General features: G+C 62.6%; 32 protein-coding genes. 18 read left to right on the top strand and 14 right to left on the bottom strand.

All coding sequences use genetic code 11. From position 1 onward, the window contains the following. Nucleotides 1-31: 31 nt before the first annotated feature. Nucleotides 32-508, bottom strand: a complete 477-nt coding sequence (locus PQT43_RS25055) for a GNAT family N-acetyltransferase (RefSeq protein WP_272754884.1) — start codon at nucleotides 506-508, stop codon at nucleotides 32-34. A gap of 493 nt (nucleotides 509-1,001) precedes the next feature. Here PQT43_RS25055 and PQT43_RS25050 point away from each other — a divergent pair, with 493 nt between their 5' ends. Further along, nucleotides 1,002-1,694: a tRNA (adenine(22)-N(1))-methyltransferase gene (locus PQT43_RS25050; RefSeq protein ID WP_317072769.1), complete on the top strand. Its 693-nt coding sequence runs from the start codon at nucleotides 1,002-1,004 to the stop codon at nucleotides 1,692-1,694. A 62-nt stretch (nucleotides 1,695-1,756) separates the two neighbouring features. On the opposite strand, the gene arsH is transcribed toward PQT43_RS25050, so the two are convergent. Genes arsH through PQT43_RS25035 form a run of 3 tightly spaced genes read right to left on the bottom strand, consistent with a single transcriptional unit; the run spans nucleotide 1,757 to nucleotide 3,343 of the window. Next, entirely contained in the window at nucleotides 1,757-2,449 is a 693-nt protein-coding gene (arsH, locus tag PQT43_RS25045; RefSeq protein WP_272754942.1) for an arsenical resistance protein ArsH, read from the bottom strand. Nucleotides 2,450-2,473: 24 nt separating this feature from the next. After that, nucleotides 2,474-2,944, bottom strand: a complete 471-nt coding sequence (locus PQT43_RS25040) for an arsenate reductase ArsC (protein ID WP_272754882.1) — start codon at nucleotides 2,942-2,944, stop codon at nucleotides 2,474-2,476. A gap of 51 nt (nucleotides 2,945-2,995) precedes the next feature. Then, nucleotides 2,996-3,343 (bottom strand): metalloregulator ArsR/SmtB family transcription factor, encoded by a 348-nt coding sequence (locus tag PQT43_RS25035; protein WP_102880097.1) that lies wholly within the window; start codon nucleotides 3,341-3,343, stop codon nucleotides 2,996-2,998. Between the two features lie 243 nt (nucleotides 3,344-3,586). On the opposite strand from PQT43_RS25035, the gene PQT43_RS25030 reads away from it, so the two are divergent. After that, nucleotides 3,587-4,441: a hypothetical protein gene (locus tag PQT43_RS25030; protein ID WP_123393104.1), complete on the top strand. Its 855-nt coding sequence runs from the start codon at nucleotides 3,587-3,589 to the stop codon at nucleotides 4,439-4,441. A 48-nt stretch (nucleotides 4,442-4,489) separates the two neighbouring features. Here the strand turns inward: PQT43_RS25030 and PQT43_RS25025 are convergent, their stop codons facing one another. Continuing rightward, the gene (locus tag PQT43_RS25025) at nucleotides 4,490-4,831 is read right to left on the bottom strand and encodes a hypothetical protein (RefSeq protein WP_249735863.1); all 342 of its coding nucleotides are present in this window, start codon (nucleotides 4,829-4,831) and stop codon (nucleotides 4,490-4,492) included. Between the two features lie 337 nt (nucleotides 4,832-5,168). Here PQT43_RS25025 and PQT43_RS25020 point away from each other — a divergent pair, with 337 nt between their 5' ends. The 3 genes from PQT43_RS25020 (at nucleotide 5,169) to PQT43_RS25010 (ending at nucleotide 9,089) form a co-directional block, all read left to right on the top strand. Beyond that, nucleotides 5,169-5,456: a barstar family protein gene (locus tag PQT43_RS25020; RefSeq protein ID WP_272754881.1), complete on the top strand. Its 288-nt coding sequence runs from the start codon at nucleotides 5,169-5,171 to the stop codon at nucleotides 5,454-5,456. A gap of 96 nt (nucleotides 5,457-5,552) precedes the next feature. Continuing rightward, the gene (gene valS / locus PQT43_RS25015; RefSeq protein ID WP_272754880.1) at nucleotides 5,553-8,117 is read left to right on the top strand and encodes a valine--tRNA ligase; all 2,565 of its coding nucleotides are present in this window, start codon (nucleotides 5,553-5,555) and stop codon (nucleotides 8,115-8,117) included. Nucleotides 8,118-8,249: 132 nt separating this feature from the next. Then, entirely contained in the window at nucleotides 8,250-9,089 is an 840-nt protein-coding gene (locus PQT43_RS25010; protein ID WP_272754879.1) for an EcsC family protein, read from the top strand. 50 nt (nucleotides 9,090-9,139) lie between these two features. Here PQT43_RS25010 and PQT43_RS25005 read toward each other — a convergent pair whose 3' ends face one another. Together PQT43_RS25005 and PQT43_RS25000 are read right to left on the bottom strand one after the other, a co-directional pair. After that, nucleotides 9,140-9,469 (bottom strand): cyclic-phosphate processing receiver domain-containing protein, encoded by a 330-nt coding sequence (locus PQT43_RS25005; RefSeq protein WP_110652991.1) that lies wholly within the window; start codon nucleotides 9,467-9,469, stop codon nucleotides 9,140-9,142. 40 nt (nucleotides 9,470-9,509) lie between these two features. After that, nucleotides 9,510-10,199, bottom strand: a complete 690-nt coding sequence (locus tag PQT43_RS25000) for a hypothetical protein (RefSeq protein WP_272754878.1) — start codon at nucleotides 10,197-10,199, stop codon at nucleotides 9,510-9,512. A gap of 93 nt (nucleotides 10,200-10,292) precedes the next feature. Between PQT43_RS25000 and PQT43_RS24995 the strand changes: the two genes are divergently transcribed. The 9 genes from PQT43_RS24995 (at nucleotide 10,293) to PQT43_RS24955 (ending at nucleotide 15,814) form a co-directional block, all read left to right on the top strand. Further along, entirely contained in the window at nucleotides 10,293-11,078 is a 786-nt protein-coding gene (locus tag PQT43_RS24995; RefSeq protein WP_272754877.1) for a hypothetical protein, read from the top strand. Between the two features lie 90 nt (nucleotides 11,079-11,168). Then, entirely contained in the window at nucleotides 11,169-12,266 is a 1,098-nt protein-coding gene (locus tag PQT43_RS24990) for a hypothetical protein (RefSeq protein WP_181433957.1), read from the top strand. Further along, nucleotides 12,263-12,598: a hypothetical protein gene (locus tag PQT43_RS24985; RefSeq protein ID WP_110652994.1), complete on the top strand. Its 336-nt coding sequence runs from the start codon at nucleotides 12,263-12,265 to the stop codon at nucleotides 12,596-12,598. Before PQT43_RS24990 ends, PQT43_RS24985 begins: the two co-directional genes overlap by 4 nt. Beyond that, nucleotides 12,588-12,776 carry a hypothetical protein gene (locus PQT43_RS24980; RefSeq protein WP_102864243.1) on the top strand — a complete coding sequence of 63 codons (189 nt, stop codon included), beginning with the start codon at nucleotides 12,588-12,590 and terminating at the stop codon, nucleotides 12,774-12,776. The genes PQT43_RS24985 and PQT43_RS24980 overlap by 11 nt, the downstream gene beginning before the upstream one ends. Continuing rightward, entirely contained in the window at nucleotides 12,776-12,919 is a 144-nt protein-coding gene (locus PQT43_RS24975; RefSeq protein WP_180988597.1) for a hypothetical protein, read from the top strand. Before PQT43_RS24980 ends, PQT43_RS24975 begins: the two co-directional genes overlap by 1 nt. An 8-nt stretch (nucleotides 12,920-12,927) precedes the next feature. Further along, on the top strand, nucleotides 12,928-13,557 hold the full coding sequence (locus tag PQT43_RS24970; RefSeq protein ID WP_213666118.1) for a DMP19 family protein: 630 nt from the start codon (nucleotides 12,928-12,930) through the stop codon (nucleotides 13,555-13,557). Between the two features lie 58 nt (nucleotides 13,558-13,615). Beyond that, nucleotides 13,616-14,062 (top strand): NUDIX hydrolase, encoded by a 447-nt coding sequence (locus tag PQT43_RS24965; protein WP_102864245.1) that lies wholly within the window; start codon nucleotides 13,616-13,618, stop codon nucleotides 14,060-14,062. Nucleotides 14,063-14,272: 210 nt separating this feature from the next. After that, a complete protein-coding gene (locus PQT43_RS24960) occupies nucleotides 14,273-14,968 on the top strand; it encodes an OmpW/AlkL family protein (protein ID WP_102879926.1) in 696 nt (231 codons plus the stop codon). 222 nt (nucleotides 14,969-15,190) lie between these two features. Next, on the top strand, nucleotides 15,191-15,814 hold the full coding sequence (locus tag PQT43_RS24955; protein ID WP_170003740.1) for a cell wall hydrolase: 624 nt from the start codon (nucleotides 15,191-15,193) through the stop codon (nucleotides 15,812-15,814). A 21-nt stretch (nucleotides 15,815-15,835) separates the two neighbouring features. Here the strand turns inward: PQT43_RS24955 and PQT43_RS24950 are convergent, their stop codons facing one another. Together PQT43_RS24950 and PQT43_RS24945 are read right to left on the bottom strand one after the other, a co-directional pair. Further along, entirely contained in the window at nucleotides 15,836-16,177 is a 342-nt protein-coding gene (locus PQT43_RS24950) for a hypothetical protein (protein ID WP_272754872.1), read from the bottom strand. A gap of 43 nt (nucleotides 16,178-16,220) precedes the next feature. After that, complete coding sequence (locus PQT43_RS24945) at nucleotides 16,221-16,622, bottom strand: GFA family protein (RefSeq protein WP_272754870.1); 402 nt, start codon at nucleotides 16,620-16,622, stop codon at nucleotides 16,221-16,223. A gap of 258 nt (nucleotides 16,623-16,880) precedes the next feature. Between PQT43_RS24945 and PQT43_RS24940 the strand changes: the two genes are divergently transcribed. Next, nucleotides 16,881-17,342, top strand: coding sequence for a methyltransferase family protein (locus PQT43_RS24940; RefSeq protein ID WP_102880094.1), 462 nt, complete (start codon nucleotides 16,881-16,883; stop codon nucleotides 17,340-17,342). A 127-nt stretch (nucleotides 17,343-17,469) separates the two neighbouring features. Continuing rightward, nucleotides 17,470-17,712: a hypothetical protein gene (locus tag PQT43_RS24935; RefSeq protein WP_159897923.1), complete on the top strand. Its 243-nt coding sequence runs from the start codon at nucleotides 17,470-17,472 to the stop codon at nucleotides 17,710-17,712. Between the two features lie 38 nt (nucleotides 17,713-17,750). Here PQT43_RS24935 and PQT43_RS24930 read toward each other — a convergent pair whose 3' ends face one another. The 3 genes from PQT43_RS24930 to yfcF form a co-directional block, all read right to left on the bottom strand. Then, entirely contained in the window at nucleotides 17,751-18,920 is a 1,170-nt protein-coding gene (locus tag PQT43_RS24930) for a hypothetical protein (RefSeq protein ID WP_272754869.1), read from the bottom strand. A 118-nt stretch (nucleotides 18,921-19,038) separates the two neighbouring features. Continuing rightward, nucleotides 19,039-19,476, bottom strand: a complete 438-nt coding sequence (locus PQT43_RS24925) for a hypothetical protein (protein ID WP_159897925.1) — start codon at nucleotides 19,474-19,476, stop codon at nucleotides 19,039-19,041. Nucleotides 19,477-19,565: 89 nt separating this feature from the next. Then, nucleotides 19,566-20,198, bottom strand: coding sequence for a glutathione transferase (gene yfcF, locus PQT43_RS24920; RefSeq protein ID WP_272754865.1), 633 nt, complete (start codon nucleotides 20,196-20,198; stop codon nucleotides 19,566-19,568). Nucleotides 20,199-20,487: 289 nt separating this feature from the next. Between yfcF and PQT43_RS24915 the strand changes: the two genes are divergently transcribed. Continuing rightward, nucleotides 20,488-20,817, top strand: coding sequence for a hypothetical protein (locus PQT43_RS24915; RefSeq protein WP_123393138.1), 330 nt, complete (start codon nucleotides 20,488-20,490; stop codon nucleotides 20,815-20,817). Nucleotides 20,818-21,163: 346 nt separating this feature from the next. Here PQT43_RS24915 and PQT43_RS24910 read toward each other — a convergent pair whose 3' ends face one another. Next, a complete protein-coding gene (locus PQT43_RS24910) occupies nucleotides 21,164-22,060 on the bottom strand; it encodes a DMT family transporter (protein ID WP_110595848.1) in 897 nt (298 codons plus the stop codon). A gap of 113 nt (nucleotides 22,061-22,173) precedes the next feature. On the opposite strand from PQT43_RS24910, the gene PQT43_RS24905 reads away from it, so the two are divergent. After that, nucleotides 22,174-23,508, top strand: coding sequence for an aminotransferase-like domain-containing protein (locus tag PQT43_RS24905; RefSeq protein ID WP_272754864.1), 1,335 nt, complete (start codon nucleotides 22,174-22,176; stop codon nucleotides 23,506-23,508). A 51-nt stretch (nucleotides 23,509-23,559) separates the two neighbouring features. Here PQT43_RS24905 and PQT43_RS24900 read toward each other — a convergent pair whose 3' ends face one another. Beyond that, nucleotides 23,560-25,188, bottom strand: a complete 1,629-nt coding sequence (locus PQT43_RS24900) for a methyl-accepting chemotaxis protein (protein WP_102879917.1) — start codon at nucleotides 25,186-25,188, stop codon at nucleotides 23,560-23,562. Between the last annotated feature and the right edge of the window lie 131 nt (nucleotides 25,189-25,319).

Below are 25,319 nucleotides of genomic sequence, written 5' to 3'. Positions count from 1 at the left end.
TCTGGCCAGCAGAGGCGCGGCCGGGTCAGTTCTACAGAGGGCAGAGCATGGTCTGCACCTTGATATGGGGATGGCTTTCCAGGGGTTCCCATTCATCGATGAAGGCGAATCCCTGCTTCAGATAGAAGTGTGCGGCTCTTGCGTTCTCGGGGGCGACGTCCAGATACACGCACTCATGGCCCTTGTCTCGCCCACGGGATTTCACCGCGTCCACCAGCTTCGCGGCCACGCCACTGCCCCGTGCGTCGGGGGCTACCCACATGCCGATCAAGTTGTAGCGGTTCGCGCCACTGACTGCGGCACCGATCATTCCCACCGGCTGCTGGTCCTTGAAGGCCAGCCAGAATTGGCTACCGGTTGACGAGGCGCGGTCCTGCCACTGCTGGTCACTGTAGTTAGCGGCAGTCTGGTAACTCACGCCAAAGGCAGTCGGGGTGTCCTGAAGTGCCGCGAGACGAACGCGCTTCAACAGCATCCAGTCCCTGGTTTGCGTCAATCGAATGTCCATGATTTTCCTGAAGGTGGGTGAAGACTCAACAACTCGCTAACTGGCTCAAGGACATACAGCGAGCTCCAAAGCGGCGGTAAACCCAGCTCCTCCATGTAGGAAGTGAAACAGTTGAACGGCTCGGTAGCCATGACCTCGGCAGTGAGCCACAGCGACTCGCACTCTTGGCAAACGTACAGAATCTCCTGCGTCGCCCGCACTTGAACCTTGGTCACGTCGCCTTGTTCACATTCTGGACAGAGCATTTTTTAAGCCCCCAAATGGGCGGGGAGTCTATCACTGACCAGGGTGCACGCTGCCAGCAACGAAGGTCTGTTTCTGCTCAGAAACCCGCCATGCAGGACGGTGCTTTCGACCCTGTCCGGAGCGGGCCTTTTCTGCAGCGCATCCCAGGTTCCGGTCGCATAAATTTGAAATGCCCGGCATTGCCCGCCAGAATCGCCCCCCGATCCGGCCCTGGCTGGCGGACGTTCGTGGTGAAAAGGGGCAGCAGTTGAAGCAACAGACATTGTCCATGCGCCTGGCGCGTGTGGCGGCACATGTGCCGGCCGGCGCGCGGCTGGCCGATATCGGCTCGGATCACGGCTACTTGCCGTTGGCCTTGATCAGCCGCGGCACCATCGTTGCAGCGGTGGCCGGGGAGGTGGCGTTGACGCCGTTTCGCTCGGCCCAGCGCGCGGTGCGCGAGAGCGGCATGGAGCAGCAGATCGACGTGCGCCTGGCCAACGGTCTGGCCGCGATCGAACCGGCAGACGGGATCACCGCGATCAGCCTCTGTGGCATGGGCGGCGAGACTATCCGTGACATCCTCGACAGCGGCCAGGCGCGCTTGAGCGGTGAGGAGCGTCTGATCCTGCAGCCCAACGGCGGCGAGCAGCCGTTGCGCCAATGGTTGATGGAACATGACTACCAGATCCTCGCCGAGGAAGTGCTGCGAGAGAACCGCTTCGACTACGAAATCATCGTCGCCGAGCGCGTCGGGCCAGTGCAGTACAGTGCCCGGGAGCTGTACTTCGGCCCGCTGCAGATGCAGGCCCGCAGCCCGGCGTTCCTGGCCAAGTGGCAGCGTCTGCTGCGGCTGAAGCAGCGCACGCTGGCCAATTTCACTCAAGCCCAGGCCGTGCCCGAGGACAAGGTGCAAGAGGTCGTCCGCCAGACGCAATGGATCAGCGAATTGCTGGCTTGAGCCGGCGCTTCAAGTGGGCCGCAATGTCCGGAACCTAGCGAGAGGGCAGGGGGATCGTGCTCTCAGATCGAACGCTGGTTGACCCGGGCCATGAGTTGCTCGGCGCTTTCCTTGCGCTCCGAGTAGCGATCCACCAGGAACGCTTGCTGGTCCCGTAGCACGAGGGTGAACTTCACCAGCTCCTCCATCACGTCGACGACCCGGTCGTAGTAGGCCGAGGGTTTCATCCGCCCCGACTCGTCGAATTCCAGGTAGGCCTTCGGCACCGAGGATTGATTGGGGATGGTGAACATGCGCATCCAGCGGCCCAGCACCCGCAGCTGATTGACCACGTTGAACGACTGCGAGCCGCCGCACACTTGCATCACCGCCAGGGTCTTGCCCTGGGTCGGGCGCACGGCACCGAGCTTCAGGGGAATCCAGTCGATCTGTGCCTTGAACACCGCCGACATAGCGCCGTGGCGTTCTGGCGAGCACCAGACCTGGCCTTCGGACCATTGCACCAGATCCCGCAGTTGCTGAACCTTGGGATGGTCCACGGGAGCGTCGTCGGGCAGGGGCAATCCGGACGGATCGAAGATCCGGGTTTCGGCACCCAAGTGCTGCAGCAGGCGCGCGGCTTCTTCGACCAGCAGGCGGCTGAACGAGCGCTCCCGGGTCGAGCCGTACAGCAGCAGGATGCGCGGTTTGTGCTCGGGCCTGGCGTGCTTGCCATCGAGCAGGGAGAGGTCGAGGTTGGGCAGGTGTTCTGACAGGTGTTCTGACATGTGTCCTCCGGCTCAGAGTGTGCCGATACGGTTCAACTCGTGCTGCAGTTGCTCACGGCTGAGGTGGTTGAAATGCAGGCCCAGGAAGGCCCGGCAACGCAGCTCGATGTGCGCCAGGGTGGCGCGGAAGGCGGCGTCGACGCAGGCTTCGTCACCCCGGACGTCGGAGGGATCTTCCAGGTTCCAGTGGGCCTTGAGTGCGGGGCCGAAGTACACCGGGCAGGCCTCGCCCGCCGCCTTGTCGCAGACGGTAATCACGATGTCGGGCGGGTTGTCGGCGAAGGCGTCGTTGCCCTTGCTGTACAGGCCGGCGGTGGCGATGCCGGCCTGCTCCAGGGTGGCCAGGCTGCGGGGCAGCACCTGACCTTTGGGAAAACTGCCGGAACTCAGGGCCGCAAATCCCTCGGGCGCCAGGTGGTTGAACAGGGCTTCACAGAGGATGCTGCGGCAGCTATTGGCCGTGCACATGAACAGGACTCGCATGGGTTGCTCCTTCCGCTGCGGCGGACGTCAAAGGCTCTTTGGGTAGCGGATTCAGCAACAGGCAGCAGCGCGGACCGGGCGTCCATCCATGTTCTGCAGGCGGGCAGCGTTGTCCTGGAGCCAGTGGGCGTTGGCGTGCAGGGTCACTTGCAGGATCTGGTGCACCCAGGCGGGTAGCTCCGGATTCAGGCGGTAGTAGACCCACTGCCCTTGGCGGCGATCCAGCAACAGGCCACTGCTGCGCAGTTGGCCCAGATGGCGGCTGATCTTCGGCTGGCTGTCGTTCAGGGCGCACATAAGCTCACAGACGCACAGTTCGCCCTGGTGCGCGATCAGCAGGGTGGCGCGGGCGCGGGTTTCGTCGGCAAGACTCTTGAATACGTCGGCAGGCGTCATCATGGTGCTGGCTTGAATATATGGGAAATCGAATATACGGAAATCCATATGTTTCATGCAAGCCATGGGAGTAGCAAAGCCCGCTGGTGCCGCCCCCGAGCAGTCCAGACCCGCAATGAGCGCCCGCACTTGCCATTTGCCAGCATCTTGTCGGTGCCGAAAGCCTGCCTTTATGATCGTCGCGTCATGCACGACGCCGCCGACGCAGTCCGCGGTTCTCTACAGGCTCACAGGGACGTTCAAGCGATGAAAATCACGATCAAGGCCGGTTCGCTCATGCAAGGCTGCTTGGGCAAAGGCCTGGCAGGCTTGCTGTTGTCCACCTTCACCCTGGCGGCGCCAGCGCTGGTCCAGGCCAAGGACGCACCGATTCCCCCAGGCGCGGTGCTGGCGGTGATGCAGAACGTCGAGGTTCCCGCGGCGAATGAGGAGGTGGAGCTGGAGGACGGTGTCACCGCCACGTTCTGGTACGGCAAGGAGCTGGACTTCGACGGCAAGCATTACTACGCGGCGTTTGTCTGGCACACCCGGGACAGCGCCGCCCGCCAGGGCGAGGATTTTGCCGCGCCCGACGTCCAGGTGCGGCTGGCCGATGCCACCTTCGAACTCACCCATCCAGGCCAGACGCCGGCCTATTCCATACTCAGTATCGAGCGCAAGATCGGCTTCTTTGGCGGTCGGGAAAAACCCGAGGAAGTGGACACCAAGCGCCAGGCCCTGGAACACCGCACTGCCGATGGACGGCTGCTGTTGGCTGTGCCCACGGCGACCTTTGAGGACGGCATCGTCACCAAGGGCTACACGCTGTTCGTGTTCAATCCGAACAAGAAACCCGAAGACGACGGCTGGATCTGGTCCCATGTCGGCCAGGTGCGCACCGGCGAGGACAATTCGGCGGCCTGCGACGACGGCGCGGTGATGCCGTGCATCGGCAGTGACGGTGAGCTGAGTTTCGTCGCCGGCCAGGAGTCGCTGCCGCAGGTGCAGGTCAAGGTCAGCGGCACCACCTTCCAGGGGCCGGAAAAAGTCCGCCCGCTGGTGGCGGCCGACAACCTCACCTATGTCTATGACAGCAAGACCCAGCAGTACATCAGTCACTAGGTTGCGCCGAGGCTTCAGCGAGGCCGGCCGCTGAGCGGGTCGCACTACTCAGGCATGGGCATCAACGCCGATCCTGGCCTGCAGCCAATCCTGGTAGAGCAAGGGGCTGTCCGTGGACTGGCCGGCGTTCCTGGCGATTAGGGTCTTGCCGTCCAGGCGGCCGATTTCCATCAGGTATTGCAGGCCCTTGAGCACGTGGGTGGCGTCGCTCTTGTCGAGCGATGCCACATCGGGCAGTTCGACGCTGTTGCTCTTGTCGTCGAAGGTCGCCCAGGTAGGGGTGGTTCTGTATTGGGCTATCAGCTTTGCGTTCGAAGCCTGCGACTCCAGAAAGTTGGCGTCGATCTGCGCCTGGATTTGCGGCGTTGCGTTTTCGACTTGAATCTTCATGGACTTCACCGTGCCACTCTCCAAAGCCCGGGTGATTCCCTTGAGGCCCATAGCGACGAGTGACGTGGTGCTTGAGATGCTTCCTGTCATGTGACGACTCCCTGGTTGGTAGCGGCAGACGGAGCAAAAGTCGGGCCATGATCCGGCAGTCTTGTGCTGTGCCGTTCTGTGCGGTGTCCGTGGCGTTGCCGGAGCAGGGCCGTGGCAGGGGCTGGCCGAAGCTGGCAAGGGATTGCCGTGAACGCTGCCGTGCTTGGTTGAAGCGCTTGCGTAAGCGTCCGCAAGCGATGGCATCGGTTATGCTGGCGGCCCATGAACCGGAGCAGAGGCACAGAACATGACGCGCCTGCAGTGGCTGGAAATTGATGTGCGTGACCTTGGCACGGCCCGTGAACTGCACCTGGCCTTGCGTGATGCCTTGGGTTTTCCCCAGTGGTATGGCTGTAATTGGGATGCCTTCTGGGATGCCATTTCCGGACTGGTGGACATGCCGCTGCAGTTGCGGATCAGGGGCTGGCACAGCCTCTCTCAGCGTTTGCCGGACGATGCGCGACTGCTGGAGCAATGCCTGCTGCGCTTGCAAAGCCAGTACCCGGCATGGGCTGCGGACCTGCAGTTCGATTGAACGAAGATGCAAAAAAGGGGCGCTTGGGCAATTTACTAATCCGGCGCGATCCTCTATAAATTTCCCCTTCGGCGCCGATTCTTGCGGCGCCATCGGGTGATAACAGGAGGATGCTATGTCACCGTTAAACGTGTAACCCCAACGCTTTGCCCCATCGCCACACCCTCGCTTGAACACCTCGAAACACGCTGGTCCCAGCGCTGGCTGGAAGAGGGCACCTACGCCTTCGATCGCAGTGCCACCCGGGACGCGGTCTACTCCATCGACACACCGCCACCCACGGCCTCGGGCTCATTGCACGTCGGCCATGTGTTCAGCTACACCCACACCGACATCATCGCGCGCTTTCAACGCATGCGCGGCAAGGCCGTGTTCTACCCCATGGGCTGGGACGACAACGGTTTGCCCACCGAGCGCCGGGTCGAGAACTACTACGGCGTGCGCTGCGATCCCCAGGCGCCTTACCAGCCGCAGTTGCAGCCACCGGCCCGGGTCGCCGAGCGGCGTGCCGACTATGCGGCGATCAGCCGGCGCAACTTTGTCGAGCTGTGCCACCGCTTGACGGCCCTCGACGAGCAGGCCTTTCGCAGCTTGTTCATGCAGTTGGGCCTGTCGGTGGACTGGGGCCTGACCTACGCCACCATTGATGAGCGTGCGCAGCGGGTCAGCCAGCGCGCCTTGCTGCGCAACTACCGGCGCGGCGAGCTCTACAGCCAGCAGGCTCCCTGCCTGTGGGACCTGACCTTCCAGACCGCCGTGGCCCAGGCTGAACTGGAGGAACGGGAGGTGGCGGGGGCGTATCACGACCTGCGGTTCCAGGGCGTCGAGGGTGAAGACCTGCGCATTGCCACCACCCGCCCCGAATTGCTCGCGGCCTGTGTGGCGCTGGTGGCGCATCCGGATGACCCGCGTTACAAGAAACGCTTCGGCCAACACCTGCGTTCGCCGTTGTTCGAGGTCGAGGTGCCGTTGCTGGCCCACGCCCTGGCCGATCCGCAGAAGGGCAGCGGGCTGGCGATGGTCTGTACCTTTGGCGATCTGACCGATGTGCTCTGGTGGCGCGAGCTGCAGTTGCCCACCCGCTCGATCATCGAGCCGGACGGTCGGCTGCTGGCCCAGGCGCCCGATTGGCTGACCACGCCGGGCGCGCGTCAGGCCTATGAGGCCCTGGCGGGGTGCAGTTTGCCCCAGGCACGCAAGTTGATACTGCCGATGTTGCGTGAATGTGGCGCTTTGCTTGGCGAACCGCGGCCGATCCGGCACGCCGTGAAGTTCTTCGAGAAGGGCGACCAGCCTCTGGAGATTGTCGCCACGCGCCAGTGGTACTTGCGCAACGGTGGGCGCAGCGCTGAACTGCGCCAGCAGTTGCTCGGCCGCGGACAGTCCCTGGAGTGGCATCCGCCGTTCATGCGCAGTCGTTACGAGCACTGGGTCGGCGGCCTCAATGGCGACTGGCTGATCAGCCGCCAGCGGGTCTTCGGCGTGCCGATTCCGTTCTGGTATCCGCTGGATGCCCAGGGCGTAGCGGACTACGCCAGGCCGATCCTGGCGGACGAAACCTCACTGCCGGTGGACCCGACCCTGGACACGCCAGCGGGCTACCGCCCCGAGCAACGCGGCCAGCCCCATGGCTTTATCGGCGAGCGCGACATCATGGACACCTGGGCCACCAGTTCCATGACCCCACAGATCGCCGCCGGCTGGGAGGAGGACGACGACCTGTCGGCGCAGGTCTACCCCATGGACCTGCGCCCCCAGGGCCACGACATCATCCGTACCTGGCTGTTTTCGACCCTGGTGCGTAGCCATTTCGAGGCGTCCGTCGTGCCCTGGCGGCACGTGGCGCTGTCGGGCTGGATCCTCGATCCGGACCGCAAGAAGATGTCCAAGTCCCGGGGCAATGTGGTCACGCCGCAAGCCTTGCTGGAGCAATACGGCAGCGACGGCGTGCGCTATTGGGCGGCCCTCGGGCGCCCGGGCAGCGACACCGCCTTTGAAGAGCAGCAAATGAAGATCGGCCGGCGCCTGGCGCTCAAGCTGTTCAACCTGTCGAAGCTGGTTTTCGCGGTGCCGGGAGACCCCGAAGGCCGTGTCGATCAGCCATTGGATCAGGCCATGCTGCAGCGCCTGGGTGCGGTGACCCTGGACGCCCAGGTGGCTCTGGAGGGCTACGACTACAGCAGCGCGCTGATGGGCATCGAGGGCTTCTTCTGGTGGTTCTGCGATGACTATGTCGAGCTGGTCAAGCGTCGTTCCTATCGGCCCGAGGGGCATTCGGCGCGTAATGCCCTGGCGGCGGCCTTGAGTGTGCTGCAACGCTTGTTCGCACCGTTTCTGCCCTTTGTCTGCGAGGAGGTCTGGCGTTGCTGGCAGCCGGGTTCGGTGCACCGGGCCCAGTGGCCCGAGGCGCAGGTAGCCGAGGACTTTGTCGAGCCGCTGCTGGAGGCGGTCAGTGCCACGCTGGCCGCCATTCGCAAGGCCAAGTCCGATGCCCGGCAGTCGATGAAGGCCGCGGTGGAACGGGTCGAACTGGTGGAGCTCGGGCCGCTCCTGGAGTCCCTGCAATGGGCTCGCCAGGACCTGATCGAGGCCGGGCAGGTCGCCAACCTGGTGTTCATTGAAGGCGCGGTACGGGAAGTGCGGGTCTGGTTGCAGGATTGACGGCAATGATCCGGGGCCTGCCCGCGAGAGGACGTTGCAGTCCTTTCGCGGGCAGGCCCCGGCCTCACTTTCCCGAGCGTTGCAAACCCATTACCTTGCACGTCGTGGGCGGTTTAACGGCAGGAGAAGTGCGTGAATATCAAAGACAATCCGCAGGATTATGGGGACCTCAAGCGTGCCGTGAGCTTGCTGGAGTCACCCTCGCTGACGGCGCGCCTGTCCGGCGTGCTCGGCTCGCCCATTGAAAGCGCGGTCAAGGCCTTGCCCAACTGGGTGTCCAGAAAAATCAACGATGCGGTGGTGGCCGCGCTGCAGACCTCCGCCGATGCGGCGCTGTGGAGCCTGGAAAACACGCCAAAAAAACAGGCATCGACGCTGCTGCACAAAGTCTATGCCGCCACCTCCGGTGCGGTGGGCGGGGCTTTTGGTTTTGCCGCGCTGTTTGTCGAGTTGCCCATCTCCACCACCATCATGATGCGCTCGGTGGCCGATGTGGCCCGCAGCGAAGGCTTCGACCTTAACGACCTGGCCACCAAGCAAGCCTGCATCGAAGTGTTCGCCATGGGCGGCAACAGCCAGGCCGATGACGCCACGGAGACCGGCTACTACCTCACCCGCAGCTTCACCACCCAGGCCATGCAGCAACTGTCCAAGGAACTGGCGGCGATTGCCGCCAAGCAGGGGGTGGGCGCGGCTGGCAGGTTGTCGCCGGGGCAGGTGGGCAAGTGGCTGGCGCTGTTGATCGAGAAGGTCGCCAGCCGTTATGGCGTGACCATCTCCAGCAAGTTTGCGGCCCAGGCGGTGCCGGTGATCGGCGCCTTGACCGGCGCCACCATCAATGCGCTGTTCACCGACTTTTATCAGGACATGGCCCGCGGGCACTTCATCGTCAGGCGCCTGGAGCGCAAGTACGGCTTTGAGCAGATCAAGGGCGAGTATGCGCAGATCCTGGGCCGGCGGTTGGCAGGCTAGGGGGCCCTTAGCTGTTGCCCGATTTCGCTGCCGCGCGGTCCTCGATGGGGTCAACTGCCACTGTTGTCGGTTGATGGGCGGCATCCGTTGTTGCGGGCCAGTCGATCGATCGCTTGCACGCCTGCGCGCATCTTTTCCACGGCGCTGGCATTGGCCGAGTGGATGTGAATACGCGGTGGACGAAAGCCATTCAGGGCCACGGCCTCTTCGATCCACAGGATCACGTCGTAACCGGTGCCGCGCAGGTCATCTCCGAGGTCGTGGTCGAGGCTGATCTCTTCGACGCCGCCGGCTTTGAGCAACGCGATGACTTCGTCCGGCCAGTAGGTGCGAATCCAGCCTTGTGGGGTTTGGCGTTCGTCGTCGAGGTAGATTTTCATGGGCGTTAGAAGCGGCTTTTCAGGAGTTGGAAGTGGTCGATCAATGCAGCCTGTCGCGTAATGCCTTGAGGGCGGCATCCCGATGCCAGGTTTCGACCCCAATGGCAACCGTCCCGGCCGCTTCAGGAACCATCTCGACGCAGGTCGCGATGTTCTGTTGGGCGAGCAGTTGCTGCGCCACCTCAAGGTGCCGGCGTATGCCGGTGAGCCAGTGACGCTGTTCATCGGTCAGCAACCGGATGGCCTCGGGATAGGAGCAGTCGAGCTTTTGTCGCAGGTTGATCATTGCCGGCTTGTCGTCACGACTGAATGCCGGGGTCAGTACATAGCACTGGCCTGCTGCGGCACGCAGGTCGTACTTGTCTTGCAGGTACTCTTCAACACTGAAGCAGTTGGCGACCGTCTCGATTTCTCCGCTGAGTACATTGACCAGATGGGCATTGACGCCGACATAGCAGTATTGCGTCATGCCGTGCACCACATAGTCCTCACTGTTGCAGCGCACCGCCCAGTAATCACCCTTGGCGGACAGCTCGCAGGATTGAATGGCAAAGCGTTCGGGCTTGCCATCCCTGAGGGTGCCGTCATGGAGGGCAAGTACGGCATTGCAGGCTTGTTGTGCGGATAGCATCGGTCCGTGATCTTCGACAGTGAGTGTGGTGCTGTTTTTTCGTCCTGCTGTATACCTCGTTGCTGTTCTATAAGCCACAGTGCTGCGAATGTCGGTCAATCCTTATCCTGCGGTGGATTACTGCGCCACAGTTGTGTAAAAGCCCTCGCTTGTTCAGCTCCGTGACCCTGCCAGTTTTCCAGGTGCAAGCCAATGAAACCTAATGCCGAACTCCGGTTGTTTGCCGTCCCCCTGTGCGGCGGGCTGATCTATGCCGTCACCAAGGGGCTGGTCAATGGCTGGAATGCTTCACAGCTGTTCTCCGGGTTTGTGTATGGCAGTGTCATCGCCATTGTCCTGGGTATTCCTCTGTTGCTATGGGGTGACCGACGTTGCCCGGCGCTGCCCGGTCGACATTTTTTCAGCAGCCTGGTGCAGGCCTTGGCGGCCGCGGTTCTGCTGGGGGCTGCAACGAGGCACTTGCTGTTGGCGGTGCTGGGCGGGCTGGCGCTGGGGGGGCTTTTTACTCTGCTGGTGCGCGGGATCGAGGCATTGCCGGTTGCCGGTGAAGGGCCAGAGCGCCAGGGATGGTCACGGGTGCTGATGGTGCCACTGTCAGGTGCATTGACCCTGGGCAGCATCGCTACGGCGCTCTATCCCAGGGGCGTGGAAAGCCTGCCGATGTTTTTCTTCGGCGGGTTGATCGGCGCGTGGCTGAGTGTGCTGGTCTGTTGGCCGATGCTGTGGCTGGTGGAGCGGGTACTGGTCACCCCTTGGCGCTACGTGATCGGTGGCGGCCTCAGTGGTCTGGTGGTCTGGCTGCTGTCCGGGGCACAGGGGTTGATGGTCAATCCTCAGGGCTGGTCCGCGGGGCTGGGCTTCTGGGTGCCGCTGCTGACCCATGGTTTCTTTCCGTTCCTGCTGATCGGGCTGTTGAGCGGGATGCTGATGACGGCCTGCAACCGGATGCTCCAGCGCGAGAAGGCGGGCCCCGGTTGAATTCGGTGACCTTGCCGCCTTCTAGATACTTCGATGGGGCAAATATGATAGCGTTGCGCCACTTTTACCCTGCCGATCAAGGGATTTTTCGTGCGTCGATTGCTCAGTCGCCTATCAACCGTGTTTGCCGGACCCTCGGATGAGTACTGGGACCAGAAAGCCACGGAGTTGACCTATTTGGGCAAGCTTCATCGTGGTGAGCTGGAGTTTGAGCAGAGCCGCCCGGGCCAGAGCCTTCAAGAGCGCGCCATCGCCGCCGTGGGACCGGTGAACTTTACCGAGCTGCTGGCTGAGCTGGAGGTCGATACCGGCTACAGCACCTTGACGGCGGCGCAGATCAGCGGCGCGGTCGGCATCGGTATTGCGGGGGTGGTCTCGGCGTACATGACCAATCTGCACGCCGACAAGCTGGAGGAGCTGTTTCTCAAGTTGCATGAGTATTTCAAGCCGGAAGGCACCACCAGCCCCCTCGACTATCGGACCGGCGCCAAGCATCGCTACATCTTCGGGCATGACCTCAATGTGTTCCAGAAGCTGCCGGACGACTACACCTTCGGTGGCGAGTCCGTAGGCGGCAAGACTCTCTATTCTCTGGTCGTCGATTACATCGAGGCGGGGTACCCGGGCGCAGGACCGGTGCTCAAGCACCTCAAGGCGATTGCCCATATTCTTACCCATTGCCTCAGCGACCTTCCCACCAAGGATGGTCTTCCCCTGCCGTTCAGCTCCCTGTTCACCCAGTGGGTGAAGGATGAAAGCAAGGCGTCCGGCTACAGCGCCTCGAACCCGCTGATGGATGCTCTGGGCAGGGAGTTCGGTACGATCAATGCGGCGGATATCAGCTCCTACGCCACCATCAAGCTGCTGTTGAGCGGACGGCACGCCATCGCTTTCTACAAGTCCGAGGTGACCCAGGAGGACAAGGACCTGCACCTGGCGCTGATGAGCACCATCGCCTACGGCACGGGGTTGATGATCCAGATGTTGCTGCTGGTCGCCGGGGCAGGGGGGCGTACGGGCAAGATGAACTACCTGATTGCCGGGCCTTTTCTCTGGAATGCCGGCAAGTCGACCTTGATTACCCATCGTCAGCACCAGCGAGTGGTGATGGACTACGAGCGCTCCATCCGCCTGCTTGACGATAAAACCACCACCTTCGATGACTGGATCAGAGTTCAATGCCAATGATCGATCATGCCGAAAATGCCGATACCGAATATCACTTCGAGTCGTCGGACGAGTACTGCTCTCCCGATCTCGTGGAGCAGGTTGCCCAAGCGCTGAAGCAGAACATGAGCCTGACGGCGGCCGACCTGGCTCAGTTGGCGACCATCGTGCACCTGGAGCGTCTTCGCCACGACTTTGCCCACAGCGGGCAAAGTCTTGCCGAGCATGGCAAGGAGATTCAGCGGCTGCGCAACGAGTTGATTGAGCATCACCACCGCGAGCCATTCGACAACGGCAAGCTGGAAAAAGCCTTCTACAAGGCGTTGAACAAGGCTTACGGCTATGTCGGATAAAGTCGTCCGGGGCCTGTTCATAGCTGCGGGCGCCATCGTCGTCAGTTGTACGTCGGGGCTGATGGGCAAGCTCGCCTCCGACCATCGAGAGCGCAAGCGCAGAAGCCGGCTCGATGAAACCTTGAACAAGATGGAGGCCAAGATGGCAGCGGACAAACAGAACCGGGGAACTCCTTGATGGCGATTGTGGTAATAGGACTGTTTTTCCTGATCCTGGCCATTGTGGTGTTCAGCACGGTCTTTTCATTGCTTGAAAAATCACGCATCGCCAAACACGAGCAGATGAAAAAGGCCAAGGCCAAGACCTTCAGGAAAAAATAGGTAGCGTTTTGAAATTCCCTCCCATCCTCCATGTCCACTTCGAAGATGACGCGCTCTGCCTGAGCTGGGCCGACGGCCTGGTCCTGCGCCAACCCTTGAGCCGTTACAGCCAGCTGCAAAGCGCCACACCCGAGCAGCGTGCGGATTTTCGGATTCACCCGCATGGGATCTCGGTGTCCTGGCCGCACCTGGGAGACGCGGATGTCGGCATCGATGCCTTCGACTGGATCTGGGAGCACCTGTGCCGGGAATCCATGGGGCGGCTGCAGGCTCTGGAGTGGCAACTGGAGCAATTGCCAGAGGACGATCAGTTGATCGTGGCGCTCTGGCGCCTGGAAGCAGACGGTTACAACGGGGGCTTCCTGCAGTTCTTCTGCAACTGGGGCGAGCATTGCTGCGAGCTGGCGCTCAAGGCGCTGGTTGCCATTGGCGCGCGTAGCACCCATGCCGTGGTCAGCCGCCAGCGGCAGTTGATCGGGCCTCTTGACGATCACCCGCAACTGCAGCGGCTGTGGGACATTCCCGAGCTGCTGAGTGACGAGCAATATGAGCTGATCGGTGGCGAGCTGGACGAGCAATTGTGGTCGGCGATGGAGGAGGTGCCGACGCTGGCGGTAAAGTATTTCTACGCTGGCTGATGCTCATTGCGCCATGTTCTAATGCCGCGCCTTGCCCCCTTTGAATGGACTTCATCCCTTGGCTGAACCCCGTATCCGCGCCCTGGCGCTGTGTGTCTTCCATCACCAGGGCAAGATCCTGGTCAATCAGTTCGTTGATGCCGACACGCAACAGACGCTGTTCCGGCCGCTGGGCGGTGGGATCGATTTTGGTGAGCACAGTGCCCAGGCCATTGTTCGCGAAGTGCAGGAGGAGTTGGGGCAGTCGATCAACAACCTGCGGCTGATCGGCACTCTGGAAAGCCTGTTTGTTTACGACGGCAAACCCGGCCATGAAATCGTCCAGGTGTACGACGCCTGCTTCGAGGATGCGACGGTCTATCAGCGCGCTCAACTTGACGCCCAGGAAAGCGACGGCGCGCCCTTTGTGGCCCGCTGGCAGGGCAGCGCCAGTTTCACCGAGCATACGCCGCTGGTTCCCCAGGGGTTGGGCGAACTGCTGAAGAACGCCGGCTTGCTGGACTGACCGGGCTCCGGCCGCGATTGGCCGCAGGCGCCCGGCCGCGGCCTTGATTAACGAAACACCCCGCAACGCATCCGGCGCCTGATCGGCCTCGGCCTATGTCATTCGGCAGATGTGCGCGTTCACCTGCTTCTCGATACTCAAGCCTCCCTGGCACAGCCCGCCGTGATCACGGCTGGCGGGTTGGCCGTTGTTCGAGTAGTGGAGTGATGCATGCGTAAATTGACCCTTCTGAGTACCAGCCTGCTGTTGTCTGCCCTGGCCGTTTCCACGGCCCAGGCCTTCGAGGCTGGCGACATTATTGTCCGCGCCGGCGCGGTGACGGTGGACCCGCGTGAGAGCAGCTCCAGCGTCAAGGTCGATCGCGGCGCCCTGGCCGGCACCAGCCTGGGGGGCAAGGCCAGCCTGGGCAGCGATACCCAATTGGGCCTGAACTTCGCCTACATGCTGACCGATAACCTGGCGGTGGAACTGTTGGCGGCGACCCCCTTTGAACACAACGTGAGCCTCAGTGGCACCGCTGGCGGCATTGCCGATGGCAAGCTCGGTTCCCTCAAGCACCTGCCGCCGACCCTGAGCCTGCTGTACTACCCGATGCACAGCAAATCGGCGTTCCAGCCCTATGTAGGGGCGGGGATCAACTACACCTGGATCTACGATGAAAAGGTCGGCAGCCGGGCTTCAGCCGCAGGCTTCGACAACTTCCGCGCCGGCAACTCCTGGGGCTGGGCGGCACAAGTGGGCATGGACTACATGCTCACCGATCGGCTGATGCTCAACGCACAGATGCGCTACATCGACATCAATACCGATGCCTATGTGAACAACAGCCAGCTTGGGGTTCGCTCCAAGGTCAATGTGGATGTCGACCCGTTCGTGTACATGGTGGGCTTGGGCTACAAGTTCTAGGTGCTGAGCCGGGGCGCTGCGCCGAGGTCCAGCGTCCCTGGTCCGGTCAGCGTTTTTCAAGGGAATGTTTTAGTGGCGCCATGGTCGACTCGATATGGCCCGCTCATGACCCGTCGGTTGTCGCCTACGAGCCCGTGCGCCGGCCTCGGTGCGCGGCGCTGTGGCTCAATGGCTCAGGGCTGGCGCTGACACAGGGTCCATGACTTGTTGGAAGAGTCGATCATGCACTTCATCGCAAGGCTTACCTGCTACGGTCTGATGCTCTATATCGCCCAGCTCCTGGCCGCCGAGCCGCAATCGGTGGTCCAGGAAGTGGCCAAGGACAAGGCTCAGGTCCTGGAGCAGAAAGTCGCGGACAAAGAGAGCCCCAAGGCCGAGCCCCAGGCGGCAGCCATCACCAAGCCTGAAGTCCAGGCCGTTGACCCCGCCGGCCAGGCACCGGTGGACGATGCCATCACCTGTCTGTCGCGAACTCTGTATTGGGAAGCCAAAGGAGGGGAGTCTGCCGATATGGAAGCGGTGGCCGATGTGGTCATGAACCGCCTGGGCCATGAGGGGTTTCCGTCTACCGTGTGCGAAGTGGTCAAGCAGGGCTCGGAAAAAAGTCCGTGCCAGTTCTCCTGGTGGTGCGACGGTCGCCCGGATCAGGTGCAAGAGGAGGGGCGCTATAGCCTGGCCAAGGAGATTGCGCGCAAGGCGCTGAATCAGCAGCTCCAGGACCGCACCGGCGGCGCCCTGTACTTTCACGACCGCAGCGTTTCACCGCAGTGGGCCAAGAGCTATATCAAGACCACCGAAATCGGCCATTTCCTGTTCTACAAACCCAAGGATCTGGCGGCGCGCTAGCGGCGCCGGGGCCGGTGGTGTTCAGGTCGTCGGGCGGTGCTGACGCAGCCAGCGCTTGCCCAGGGGCGTCAGCCTGTGCCGGATGGATTGGCTGAAGCGTTTGCGAGACACCTGATGCAGCAGGGTTTCGCATAGCTCGTGATCCAGTGGAAAGCCTGTTTCCAGCCATATCACGGCACATTGCGCCCAGTATTCGGAGTCGGACTCCAGGGCGGTCAGCAGCAACTGGCGCAGGTCGACCGCCTGGGGCAGCGGGTGCTTGATGTCCCGCTCGGCCAGGGCATTGGGCAGGTTGGCCGCTACCGACTCATAAGGGCTTTCCAGCAGCGGCAGTAGCCATACGTAGCACAAGTGCTGGCTCATCTATTGGCCGATCCTTCAGGTAGGGGCACGGCTGCGCCCGGGGTCAGGGCAGTTGCGGATAGTGATCGGTGATGGCATGCCAGCTGGCTTTCATGGCCACGCAATGGTGCTTCTGCTTGGGGGCCGTGAATGGCGTGTCCAGGGTGGCGATGGCGATTGAAATCCACTCGGCGTATTCGCCTCGCACATTTTGCCAGAACAACGATGAGCCACAGTGGCAGCAGAACTGGCGCAGTACGCCGGGGGAGGACTCATAGCCCTTGAGGGCTGTGCCGGCGTCGCTGACGTGCAGATTCGCGCGCGGGGTGCTGGCGTAGGAGGCAAAGGCCGCGCCATGGCCTTTCTGGCACTTGCGGCAGTGGCAGTGGGTGACGGCTTTCAGTGCGCCGGACACTCGGTAAGTGACTGCGCCGCACAGGCAACTGCCTTGATGGGGGATTTGCATGTTGTGAGGAATTCCGAGGTTTCAGGGCCATTCGCGCTGGAACCAGTCCAGTTGGGGGTTCAGAGTGGATGGGGACAATCAGGTCGAGGCCCGGAGGATGTACAAATGCGCGCTGATGCTCAAGTGGGCAGTGCCGGCTTCCCAGGAATGTCTTGTCGCATTATTGAGCGACGGTAAGCTGTGGCGGGTGACGGGCAACCTCTGGGGCTAGAGATCCGTCGCCTGTCTATTGCGCAACATGTCGAGGGAAGAATCATGCTGCAGGCATTGGAAAACAAGGTTCCGCCCCCGCTGGTGGCGCTGGTGTTCGGCGGGCTGATGGGCGGTGCATCGCTGGGGCTGCCGGGACTTGACCTGGCATGGGGCACACGCCTGTTGTTGGCGCTGCCGCTGATCGGGGCGGGGCTGCTGTTCGTTCTGGCGGGCGGGATCTCGTTCCGGCGTGCCCGGACCACGGTCAATCCCTTGAAACCCGAAGCGGCCTCAGCGTTGGTCACGTCAGGCATCTACCGCTACACCCGCAACCCGATGTATGTCGGCTTTGCCCTATGGTTGCTGGCCTGGGGGCTGTACCTGGCCTCGCCCCTAGTGCTGCTGGGCGTCCTGGGGTTTGTCCTGTACATGAATCGCTTGCAGATCGCTCCCGAAGAACGGGCGCTCGGGCGGTTGTTTGGTGCGGATTTTGCGGCGTATCGACAGCGCGTGCGGCGCTGGCTGTGAGCTTCTGCTGAAGTTGCATGCAATAGGCGACTTTTTTCCTCGCCAATTCCTCGGTGTTTTCAGGCCTGGGGTTGATCCTGTGCTCGATCTTCAAGATCAGCCAGACAACTCACTAAAGGCACACCTCATGAACCAGCAAAGCCGCAACAACCGCGCTAATCAACTGAACCCCAACAGCCCTGCCTACCGGCGCTCACGGGGGGATACCAGGGCAGCGATGGGCAGTAGCAAGAAACACCCCCAGGATGCGCGAGGGGATATCCAGAACGCCAACAAGGGCACGGCAGGTACCAATCCCATCTATGACAAGGGCCAGGGCAATCGTGGCAAGCAGCTGAATCCCAATCAGTCTCCGTCGAAACCTAGATGACCAAGGCTTTGGGGCCGGCGACGTGCCGGCCCTTTTCTTCAGGGCAGCGGATGGCCCAGGATCATCAGCGCTTTGCGGTACTCCTGCGGATAGCTGGCGAACACCTCGCCGATCAATTGCGCGGGCAGGCCCAGCCGTTGCAGTTCCTTCTGTAGAAAACGCGTTGTTTCGGCAAAGTGCAGCATTTGCCGCAGTGCATCGATTTCACTTCCTCCCTGGTAGTCCGCCACACCTTGCAAGGCGGCCGCCCTGATCGCCACCGCCTCGGCAAGTGAGCGCACGCTGGCGAGGGTAGGCCGGCCTTTGCCGCCGCTGATCCAGTCACGCAGCAAGCGTTGTTTGGAGGTGATGTCACGGACTTTGCCCTGATGGTACTCATGCTGCGCCCAGAGCTCGCCAAGGGCTGCCGTGTTAGAGCATCCCGCGAGCTTGGCAAAGTGTTCAAGGCAGTCGCCGAGAGGGTTGCTCCAGTCGGACTGGGGAGGCGTCAGCCTGGGCAGCCAGCGTTCCAGTGGCTGGCTATTCCGGGTTGCGTTGTGTTGCATCAGGTCCCAGTTCAGCACCACGGCATCGGCGGTCAGCCAGGCCGCAAAACGCAGCAATGTGGCGACGCTGTCGGCCAGTCTCGTCTGCATGAAATCCGCATGGCTGGTCAGGGCCTGCTCATCGCGTGTGCTTGCCAGCAATGCCTTGAGCCGTGCCCTTGAACCAGGAAGGCCGAGATCCTCGGTCAATGTGGAGTCGGCCAGTAGTGCCAGCTTTGCCGCGACGCCGGAGGCACCGGGCAACAGCTTGCAGGCCAGGTGCCATTCTGTCTCGAGCTTGTCTTTCCAGTAGTCCCCGCATCGCGGGCTATTGAAGAGCGGGCTAGCCATCAAACCCAGCCATTCGGCGTAGGGGCGCCAGAGCGCCTCCTTCTGCAGAATTTCTTGCTGCAGTTGTGCCAGCTCCGGACGGCTTTGCAGCATCTTGTCCAGCTTGAGCTTCTGGGTAGGGCGCATCTCCTCCTTGGGCTGAGGGTCTGCAAACCACTTGCTGAAGGTCTTCCAGGTGAGCCAGCCAGGTCGATGCGCCTGCTCGTACAGATTCCTCTGCAGGGCCGGCATGTGGAGCAAGTCGAAGACGTTGGCCATGGGCAGGAAGTACAGGCAGCCCTGATAGATGGGAATCAGGGCTTCTTGATCGGACGTTGGCAGGTGGGAATCCATTCCTAGCTCCTGATGCCGCAGGGGGGGCCGTAGGTGTGTGACCTTGTGCCGGGTTTGCGTGGGGGCGCCTCGGCACGGTGCGGGACGCCGGGCAATCAGTGCTGGCCGCTGGCGGCTCTCAAGCCGCCACTTGCGCCTGAATCTGCAACTGGCCGTCCACTTCGCGAGTCAGGCCGCTGGCGACGAACAGCGGCACCAGCAGTTTGTGCAGTTCGGGGTCGACGAAGTCCTTGACCGTCGCCAGGTCCAGGTCGCCGCTCGCTGGCAGTTCGGCCTTGGTGAAGGACAGCCAGGCCTTTTTCAGGGCCAGCAGCACGTCGCTGCCGGCGGTGGTGGCGAAGCGGCGGTTGGCGACCTTGCCGGCAAAGTTGAAGCTGTGCGGGTGCTCGTAGCCGGTTTCGTCACCCTGGCTGGCGACGCAACGACCGCAGGAGCAAGGGCCGTCGGCGAAGGCGGCGCGCAGGTAGCTGTTGAAATCGACAATGGGCTTGAGGGCCAGGCGCTTGTCGACTTCGAACAGGTCCCCGGTCATTTTTGCTTCACTGCTCAAGGGCATTTTCCTCAGTGTCTGGCGGTGTGTTTTTCAAGGGCCGCACCATACCAGCCGGATCGGTCCAGGGGTACTGTTCTGGCGTTGCGCGGCCGCTACAGCGCCGGCCGCGGCAAACGCAGCCATTCCTGCACTGCCGGCCGCTGCCATTGGCGCCGGGCATAGTCCACCAGGCGCGCCGGCATCGGGTCGCCGTTGAGGATCAGCCGATTGAGCATCAGTGCCAGGTCGACATCGGCAATCGACCATTGGCCGAACAGGCAGTCACGGCCATCGGCCAACAGCGCTTGCGCAGTATCGATCAGCTTGGCCACCGCCGCTTCGGCGGGTGGCGACAGAGGTTCGCCCTTGCAGCCATAGAACACCACCAGGGTCGAGCGCTCCTGGCGGATCGGCAGCAAATCGCTGCGCAGCCAGGCCTGGACTTGGCGGGCCTTGGCTCGCTGTTGTCGGTCTTGGGGATAGATCGCGGGTTCGGGGAACAGCTCCTCCAGGTATTCAGTGATGGCCGAGGATTCGGACAGGGCAAAGCCGTCATGCACCAGGGTCGGTACGCGTTGGGTCTGAGACAGGCGGGCATAGGCGGGTTCGCGGTGTTGCGCGGCGTCCAGATCCAGGGGCAGCAGGTCGAAATCGATGCCCTTCTCGCGTAGTGCCACGAACACGGACAGGGCATAAGGGCTGGTGAACTGAGCATCGACGTACAGGCGCGGGCGGGAAGCGGTCACGGCGGTATCTCCATAGGGGGAACCGACACGCTAAGAGATCCTGTTCGATAAATAAAATGCGCTATTTTTATCCTGGCATTCCTCGTGGGAATACTGGCGAGCGGCCGGCGCGGCGGGTGTCATGCTGCGCTGTATCGGCCTCGGGCAACTGAGCCGCCACTGGGGGGATCGCCTGGGTGGCCAGTATCGGCAGGCATATTGCCTTGATTGGTCAGGCAGAATACTGGCCCCGGACAGTCTGAAATGTCGCCAAAATCGCTTTATTTTCAGGTGGTTAGGTGACCGAAAAATGCGCCATGTGTTGATTACGCTGACGTCGTTTGCCCTCCTGGGCGGGGCTTGTGCGGCCCAGGCCCGGGAGCTGGCGGCCAATGATCGTTATGTTTGCAGTTGGGGCGCAGGCACGGCTGCCAGGGCCCAGGAGCTGAAGTTGTCCGGGGTGTCGCTGTACGCGGCGCGGCAGAAGATCCAGGTCTACAAGTTCAGCAAGGGCTGGATGCGCATGATGGCCCTGGGGATCACCGAGCAGACCTACGACAGCCCCTCGCGGATCAGGCCCGAAGCCTTGCGCAAAAGCTTTTACGACGACTGTGTGCGCTACAAACTGGCCCGTCGATAGTCGCTGCTACAGGCTCTAGCCTGAGTGCTGCGTAACGGGATTGAGGTTTCTGATCCGTATTTTTCTCGCTCATCTGCATCTGTTATCAGAACAGCCAAGGTTTGAAAATGGCGCGCCCACTGGGTCTCCTGGCTGGAGATCCGGTCCGCTGCACCGCAAACCTAATGTTCAGGAGGCCTGATGACTAAGATGGCGTTTTTCTTGTTTGGATTTTTAGCCTTGACCATCGCTATCGGTGCGCTTGCCACTATCTCTCCGACTTGAGCGGGGCCGTTCGCGGCTCCGGTTTCATTTCCCTTTACCATCAGTGGCAGGGCAGATCAGCCACTGCCACTGAATCTGACTGCTATCTGGAAAACTTCTTCGCTCCGGCCACGCACAGGATCACTGCCACTGTGACCCCGAGCATGCCCAGGCTGACCTGTTCATGCAGCAGGCCGGCGGCCAGGGCCAGGCCGAAGAATGGCTGCAACAACTGCAGTTGGCCGACGGCGGCGATCCCGCCCTGGGCCAGTCCGCGGTACCAGAAGACAAAACCGATGAACATGCTGAACAACGAGACATAGCCCAGGCTGAACCAGGCCGGCAGGCTGATGCCGCTAAAGGAGGCCGGAGCGCTGAACAGGGTCAGGACCGCCATGACCGGCAACGACAAAACCAGGGCCCAGGAAATCACCTGCCAGCCTCCCAGGGTCCGGGACAGTTGCGCGCCCTCGGCGTAACCCAGGCCGCACACCAGCACCGCCAGGAGCATGAGCAAATCGCCCTGGGGCGACGCCGACAGACCCTGGGACAGGGCGTAGCCCACCACCAGCAGGCTGCCCAGCACCGAGAACAGCCAGAACACCGGACGCGGTCGTTCACCGCCGCGCAACACGCCGAATACCGCGGTGGCCAGGGGCAGCAGGCCGAGAAACACGATGGAGTGAGCCGAGGTCACGTACTGCAGGGCCAGGGCGGTCAGCAAGGGAAAGCCCAGCACCACGCCCAGGGCGACGATGGTCAGGGGCAGCAATTGCTGCCTGCTGGGGCGTCGTTCCTTGAACAGCAACAGGATGCACAGGGCCAGGACCGCAGCGAGGGTGGCGCGGACAACGGTAAGGAACAGCGGGTCGAACTCCAGCACCGCGACCCGGGTCGCCGGTAGTGAGCCGCTGAAGATCAGTACCCCGATAAAGCCGTTCAGCCAGCCGCCGGCGGTATTTTCCAGCGGGGGGGATTGCAGGTGCGATGTCCGTTCCATTCAACAAGTGCTCACTACGATTGGCAGGGGCAGGCCCGGGGTGGGGCTTGCGTCCAGCTCATCCTAGGATTGAAAATCAGCACAATCAAAAAATTGTCATGGATACAGCGTCAATGGCCCGCGCCCGCTACAAGCAGTTAGTCGATGTGTTTGCCGCCGATATCCGTCGCGGTGTGCTGGCCCCTGGCACCCGCCTGCCCACCCATCGAGAGCTGGCGGCCAGGGAAGGGCTGGCGCTGGTAACCGCCTCGCGGGTGTATGCCGAGCTGGAAGCCATGGGCTTGATCAGCGGCGAAACCGGGCGTGGCACCTTTGTCCGGGAAACCGCGCTACCGCCCGGACAAGGTGTAGATCAGCAGGCCACGGCGGCCGGAACCCTGGACTTGAACTTCAACTACCCGTCCTTGCCCGGGCAGGCAGAGTTACTGCGCGCAGCCCTGCGTCAGTTGGCGTCCTGCGGCGACCTGGAGGCCCTGCTGCGCTATCAACCCCACGCTGGCCGCAGTCATGAGCGGGCCACGGTGGCGCAGCATTTGGCGGGTCGCGGTCTGGCGGTGAAGGGCGAGCAGGTGCTGATTGTCAGTGGGGCCCAGCACGGCCTGGCGACCACGGTCATGGCCCTGCTCAAGCCCGGCGACGTGGTGGCCACCGATGCCTTGACCTACCCGGGGTTCAAGGTGGTGGCGGATGCGCACGGATTGGAGTTGCTGGCCATCCCATTGACGGCAGAAGGCCCGGACCTCGATGCCTTCGAGCGCTTGTGCCAGCGTCGGCGGGTAAGGGCGGTGTACGCCATGCCGACTTTGCACAACCCCATGGGCTGGGTGCTTGACCTGGCCTGGCGCCAGCGTCTGGTGGCCCTGGCCCGCCAGCATGGGTTGCTGATCATTGAGGACGCGGCCTACGCCTATCTGGCGGACGATCCACCTGTGCCCCTGGCGGCCCTGGCCCCGGAAAGCACGGTGTACATCTCGGGCTTTTCCAAGAGTGTGGCCGCCGGGCTGCGGGTCGGCTACGTGGTGACCTCCGCAGACCGAGCGCCCTTGCTCGAACGCGCGATCCGCGCCACTACCTGGAACACCCCCGGGGTGATGACCGCCATGGCCTGTGCCTGGATTGAGGACGGCACCGTGGCGCGCCTGGAGCAGGAAAAACGCCAGGACGCCCAGGCCCGTCAGCGTCTGGCTCGGGAACTGTTGGCAGGACTGGAGCATATCGGCCACCCCAACTCGTACTTCCTCTGGCTGCCTTTGCCCGAGGAAGTACGCGCCGATCAGGTGGCCATGGCGTTGCTGCGCGAGAACGTCTCGGTGTCCACCGCCGAGCCCTTTGTCTGCGCCGGGCCGGTGCCCCACGCCATTCGCCTGGCCCTGGGCTCGGTGGACCTGGCGGATTTGCCCGAGGCGCTGGCCAAGGTCCGGCAAGTGATGGCCCGTTACGCGTTCTGACGCTACCAGCCGCTTGCTGCAGGTTTGCGGCTCGATAGGTACGGCGGCTTCTCAGAGCTTGAACTGGGTCACCAGCCCGTTCAGGTCCACCGCCAGCCGCGACAGTTCCTGGCTGGCGGCGTTGCTCTGGTTGGCCCCGGCCGAGGTCTGGGTCGACAGGTCGCGGATGTTGATCAGGTTGCGATCCACTTCCCGGGCGACTTGGGCCTGTTCCTCGCTGGCGCTGGCGATCACCAGGTTGCGTTCGTTGATCGCGGTGATGGCCTGGGTGATCTGGTCCAGGGCCAGCCCCGAGGCGCGGGCGGCTTCCAGGGTCAGATGGGCGCGCTCGTTGCTGTTGCGCATGGCGCTGACCGCCCCCTCGGTGCCTTCCTCGATGGTGTTGATCATGCTTTCGATTTCCTGGGTCGACTGCTGGGTGCGATGGGCCAGGGCCCGCACTTCGTCGGCGACCACGGCAAACCCCCGTCCGGCATCCCCGGCCCGGGCCGCTTCGATGGCCGCATTCAGGGCCAGCAGGTTGGTCTGTTCGGCAATCGAGCGGATCACTTCCAGCACCTGGCCGATATTGCGCACGTCCACTGCCAGGTGCTCGACCTGTTCGCAGGTCTGGGTCACGTCTGCCGCCAGTTGGCCGATGGAGTCCACGGTGTGTTGCACCTGCTCGCGGCCGTGGTGGGCGGTGCGGTCGGTTTCCTGGGAGGCTTCGGAGGTGCTCACCGCATTGCGCGCTACTTCCTCCACGGCGGCGGTCATCTCGTTGACTGCCGTGGCAGCCTGCTCCACTTCATTGCTTTGCTGGTGCAGGGTTTGACTGGAGTGTTCGGTGACCGCATGCAGTTCCTCGGCGGCGGAGGCCAGTTGGTTGGAGGAATCGGCGATCCGCTGCAGGGTGCCCCGCAGGCTGGCCTGCATGGTTTGCAGGGCTTGCAGCAGGCGTGCCGGTTCGTCCTTGCCACTGACCGTGATGCTCTGGCCGAGGTCGCCGCTGGCGATGGTTTCTGCCACGGCCACGGCCTGGCCCAGTGGGCGCACGATGCTGCGGGTCAGCAGCAGGGCGAGGGCGATGGTCAGGGCCACCACGATCAGCATGATCAGCACGACCATGGCAATGGCGCCCTGGAACACCTCACTGCTCAGCTGCGCGGCGGCGACGCCACCCCGAGTGTTGGTGTCGATGATGTCCAGCAGCTCCTTGAGCATGGCGTCGGCATGGGTCAGGAACGAACCGCCGTCGACGACATCGATGGCCGCTTCCTTGTGCCCCTGGCGCACCAGTTCCACCACCCGGTGCTGTTCCTTGATGTAGGCCGCCTTGGCGCTGAGAAAGCGTTCATAGGCCGAGCGCTCCTCGGCCTCGGTGATCAGCTTTTCGTAGACGCCTTGCTGGCGATTGAGTTGCTCGTCGAGTTCGCCGACGCGCTTGAGCAGGGCCTGTACATCGTCGTGGTCACGGACCACCAGCATGCGCAGGGTGATGGTACGGATCTGGGTGCTGGTCAGGGCCAGGGCGTTGGCGGCGACAATCGATGGCTGCCAGTTCTGGTCGACCTCAAGGGATTGCTGGTTCATGCGCCGCATTTCCAGCAACGAGAAGCCCCCCAGGCCCAGTGCCAGCAGGGCGATCAGGGCGAAGCTGAACCCTGCGCGGCGGGAAATATTCATCGTTCTCAAGAGCATGACTGTGTTCCTTGTGGCGGCAAAAAGTACAACCGGCGAAGCGAGTCGCGGTTTGCATCTGTGCGGTGCGCTGTGGAGCGAGGCTTCACGGCACCGTCGGTTTTTGCACACAAGGTCGGCGGTAGGCGCAT

The organism is Pseudomonas sp. BLCC-B112, assembly GCF_028550695.1.
Classification (GTDB): Bacteria; Pseudomonadota; Gammaproteobacteria; order Pseudomonadales; family Pseudomonadaceae; genus Aquipseudomonas; species Aquipseudomonas danubii.
This window is presented reverse-complemented; position numbering and strand designations above follow the sequence as displayed.

What these genes read in the sequence shown, in the direction of transcription:
- PQT43_RS24945 (WP_272754870.1), bottom strand. Translation starts at nt 16,622, where the DNA reads ATGCAAATCCCCCATCAAGGCAGTTGCCTGTGCGGCGCAGTCACTTAC.
- PQT43_RS25020 (WP_272754881.1), top strand. Translation starts at nt 5,169, where the DNA reads ATGACGCGCCTGCAGTGGCTGGAAATTGATGTGCGTGACCTTGGCACG.
- PQT43_RS25005 (WP_110652991.1), bottom strand. Translation starts at nt 9,469, where the DNA reads ATGAAAATCTACCTCGACGACGAACGCCAAACCCCACAAGGCTGGATT.
- PQT43_RS24975 (WP_180988597.1), top strand. Translation starts at nt 12,776, where the DNA reads ATGGCGATTGTGGTAATAGGACTGTTTTTCCTGATCCTGGCCATTGTG.
- PQT43_RS25030 (WP_123393104.1), top strand. Translation starts at nt 3,587, where the DNA reads ATGAAAATCACGATCAAGGCCGGTTCGCTCATGCAAGGCTGCTTGGGC.
- PQT43_RS25025 (WP_249735863.1), bottom strand. Translation starts at nt 4,831, where the DNA reads ATGAAGATTCAAGTCGAAAACGCAACGCCGCAAATCCAGGCGCAGATC.
- PQT43_RS24930 (WP_272754869.1), bottom strand. Translation starts at nt 18,920, where the DNA reads ATGGATTCCCACCTGCCAACGTCCGATCAAGAAGCCCTGATTCCCATC.
- PQT43_RS24955 (WP_170003740.1), top strand. Translation starts at nt 15,191, where the DNA reads ATGCACTTCATCGCAAGGCTTACCTGCTACGGTCTGATGCTCTATATC.
- PQT43_RS24900 (WP_102879917.1), bottom strand. Translation starts at nt 25,188, where the DNA reads ATGCTCTTGAGAACGATGAATATTTCCCGCCGCGCAGGGTTCAGCTTC.
- PQT43_RS24985 (WP_110652994.1), top strand. Translation starts at nt 12,263, where the DNA reads ATGATCGATCATGCCGAAAATGCCGATACCGAATATCACTTCGAGTCG.
- PQT43_RS25055 (WP_272754884.1), bottom strand. Translation starts at nt 508, where the DNA reads ATGGACATTCGATTGACGCAAACCAGGGACTGGATGCTGTTGAAGCGC.
- PQT43_RS24915 (WP_123393138.1), top strand. Translation starts at nt 20,488, where the DNA reads ATGCGCCATGTGTTGATTACGCTGACGTCGTTTGCCCTCCTGGGCGGG.
- PQT43_RS24905 (WP_272754864.1), top strand. Translation starts at nt 22,174, where the DNA reads ATGGCCCGCGCCCGCTACAAGCAGTTAGTCGATGTGTTTGCCGCCGAT.
- PQT43_RS24935 (WP_159897923.1), top strand. Translation starts at nt 17,470, where the DNA reads ATGAACCAGCAAAGCCGCAACAACCGCGCTAATCAACTGAACCCCAAC.
- PQT43_RS24960 (WP_102879926.1), top strand. Translation starts at nt 14,273, where the DNA reads ATGCGTAAATTGACCCTTCTGAGTACCAGCCTGCTGTTGTCTGCCCTG.
- PQT43_RS24995 (WP_272754877.1), top strand. Translation starts at nt 10,293, where the DNA reads ATGAAACCTAATGCCGAACTCCGGTTGTTTGCCGTCCCCCTGTGCGGC.
- PQT43_RS24910 (WP_110595848.1), bottom strand. Translation starts at nt 22,060, where the DNA reads ATGGAACGGACATCGCACCTGCAATCCCCCCCGCTGGAAAATACCGCC.
- PQT43_RS24950 (WP_272754872.1), bottom strand. Translation starts at nt 16,177, where the DNA reads ATGAGCCAGCACTTGTGCTACGTATGGCTACTGCCGCTGCTGGAAAGC.
- PQT43_RS25035 (WP_102880097.1), bottom strand. Translation starts at nt 3,343, where the DNA reads ATGATGACGCCTGCCGACGTATTCAAGAGTCTTGCCGACGAAACCCGC.
- PQT43_RS24980 (WP_102864243.1), top strand. Translation starts at nt 12,588, where the DNA reads ATGTCGGATAAAGTCGTCCGGGGCCTGTTCATAGCTGCGGGCGCCATC.
- PQT43_RS24925 (WP_159897925.1), bottom strand. Translation starts at nt 19,476, where the DNA reads ATGCCCTTGAGCAGTGAAGCAAAAATGACCGGGGACCTGTTCGAAGTC.
- PQT43_RS25040 (WP_272754882.1), bottom strand. Translation starts at nt 2,944, where the DNA reads ATGCGAGTCCTGTTCATGTGCACGGCCAATAGCTGCCGCAGCATCCTC.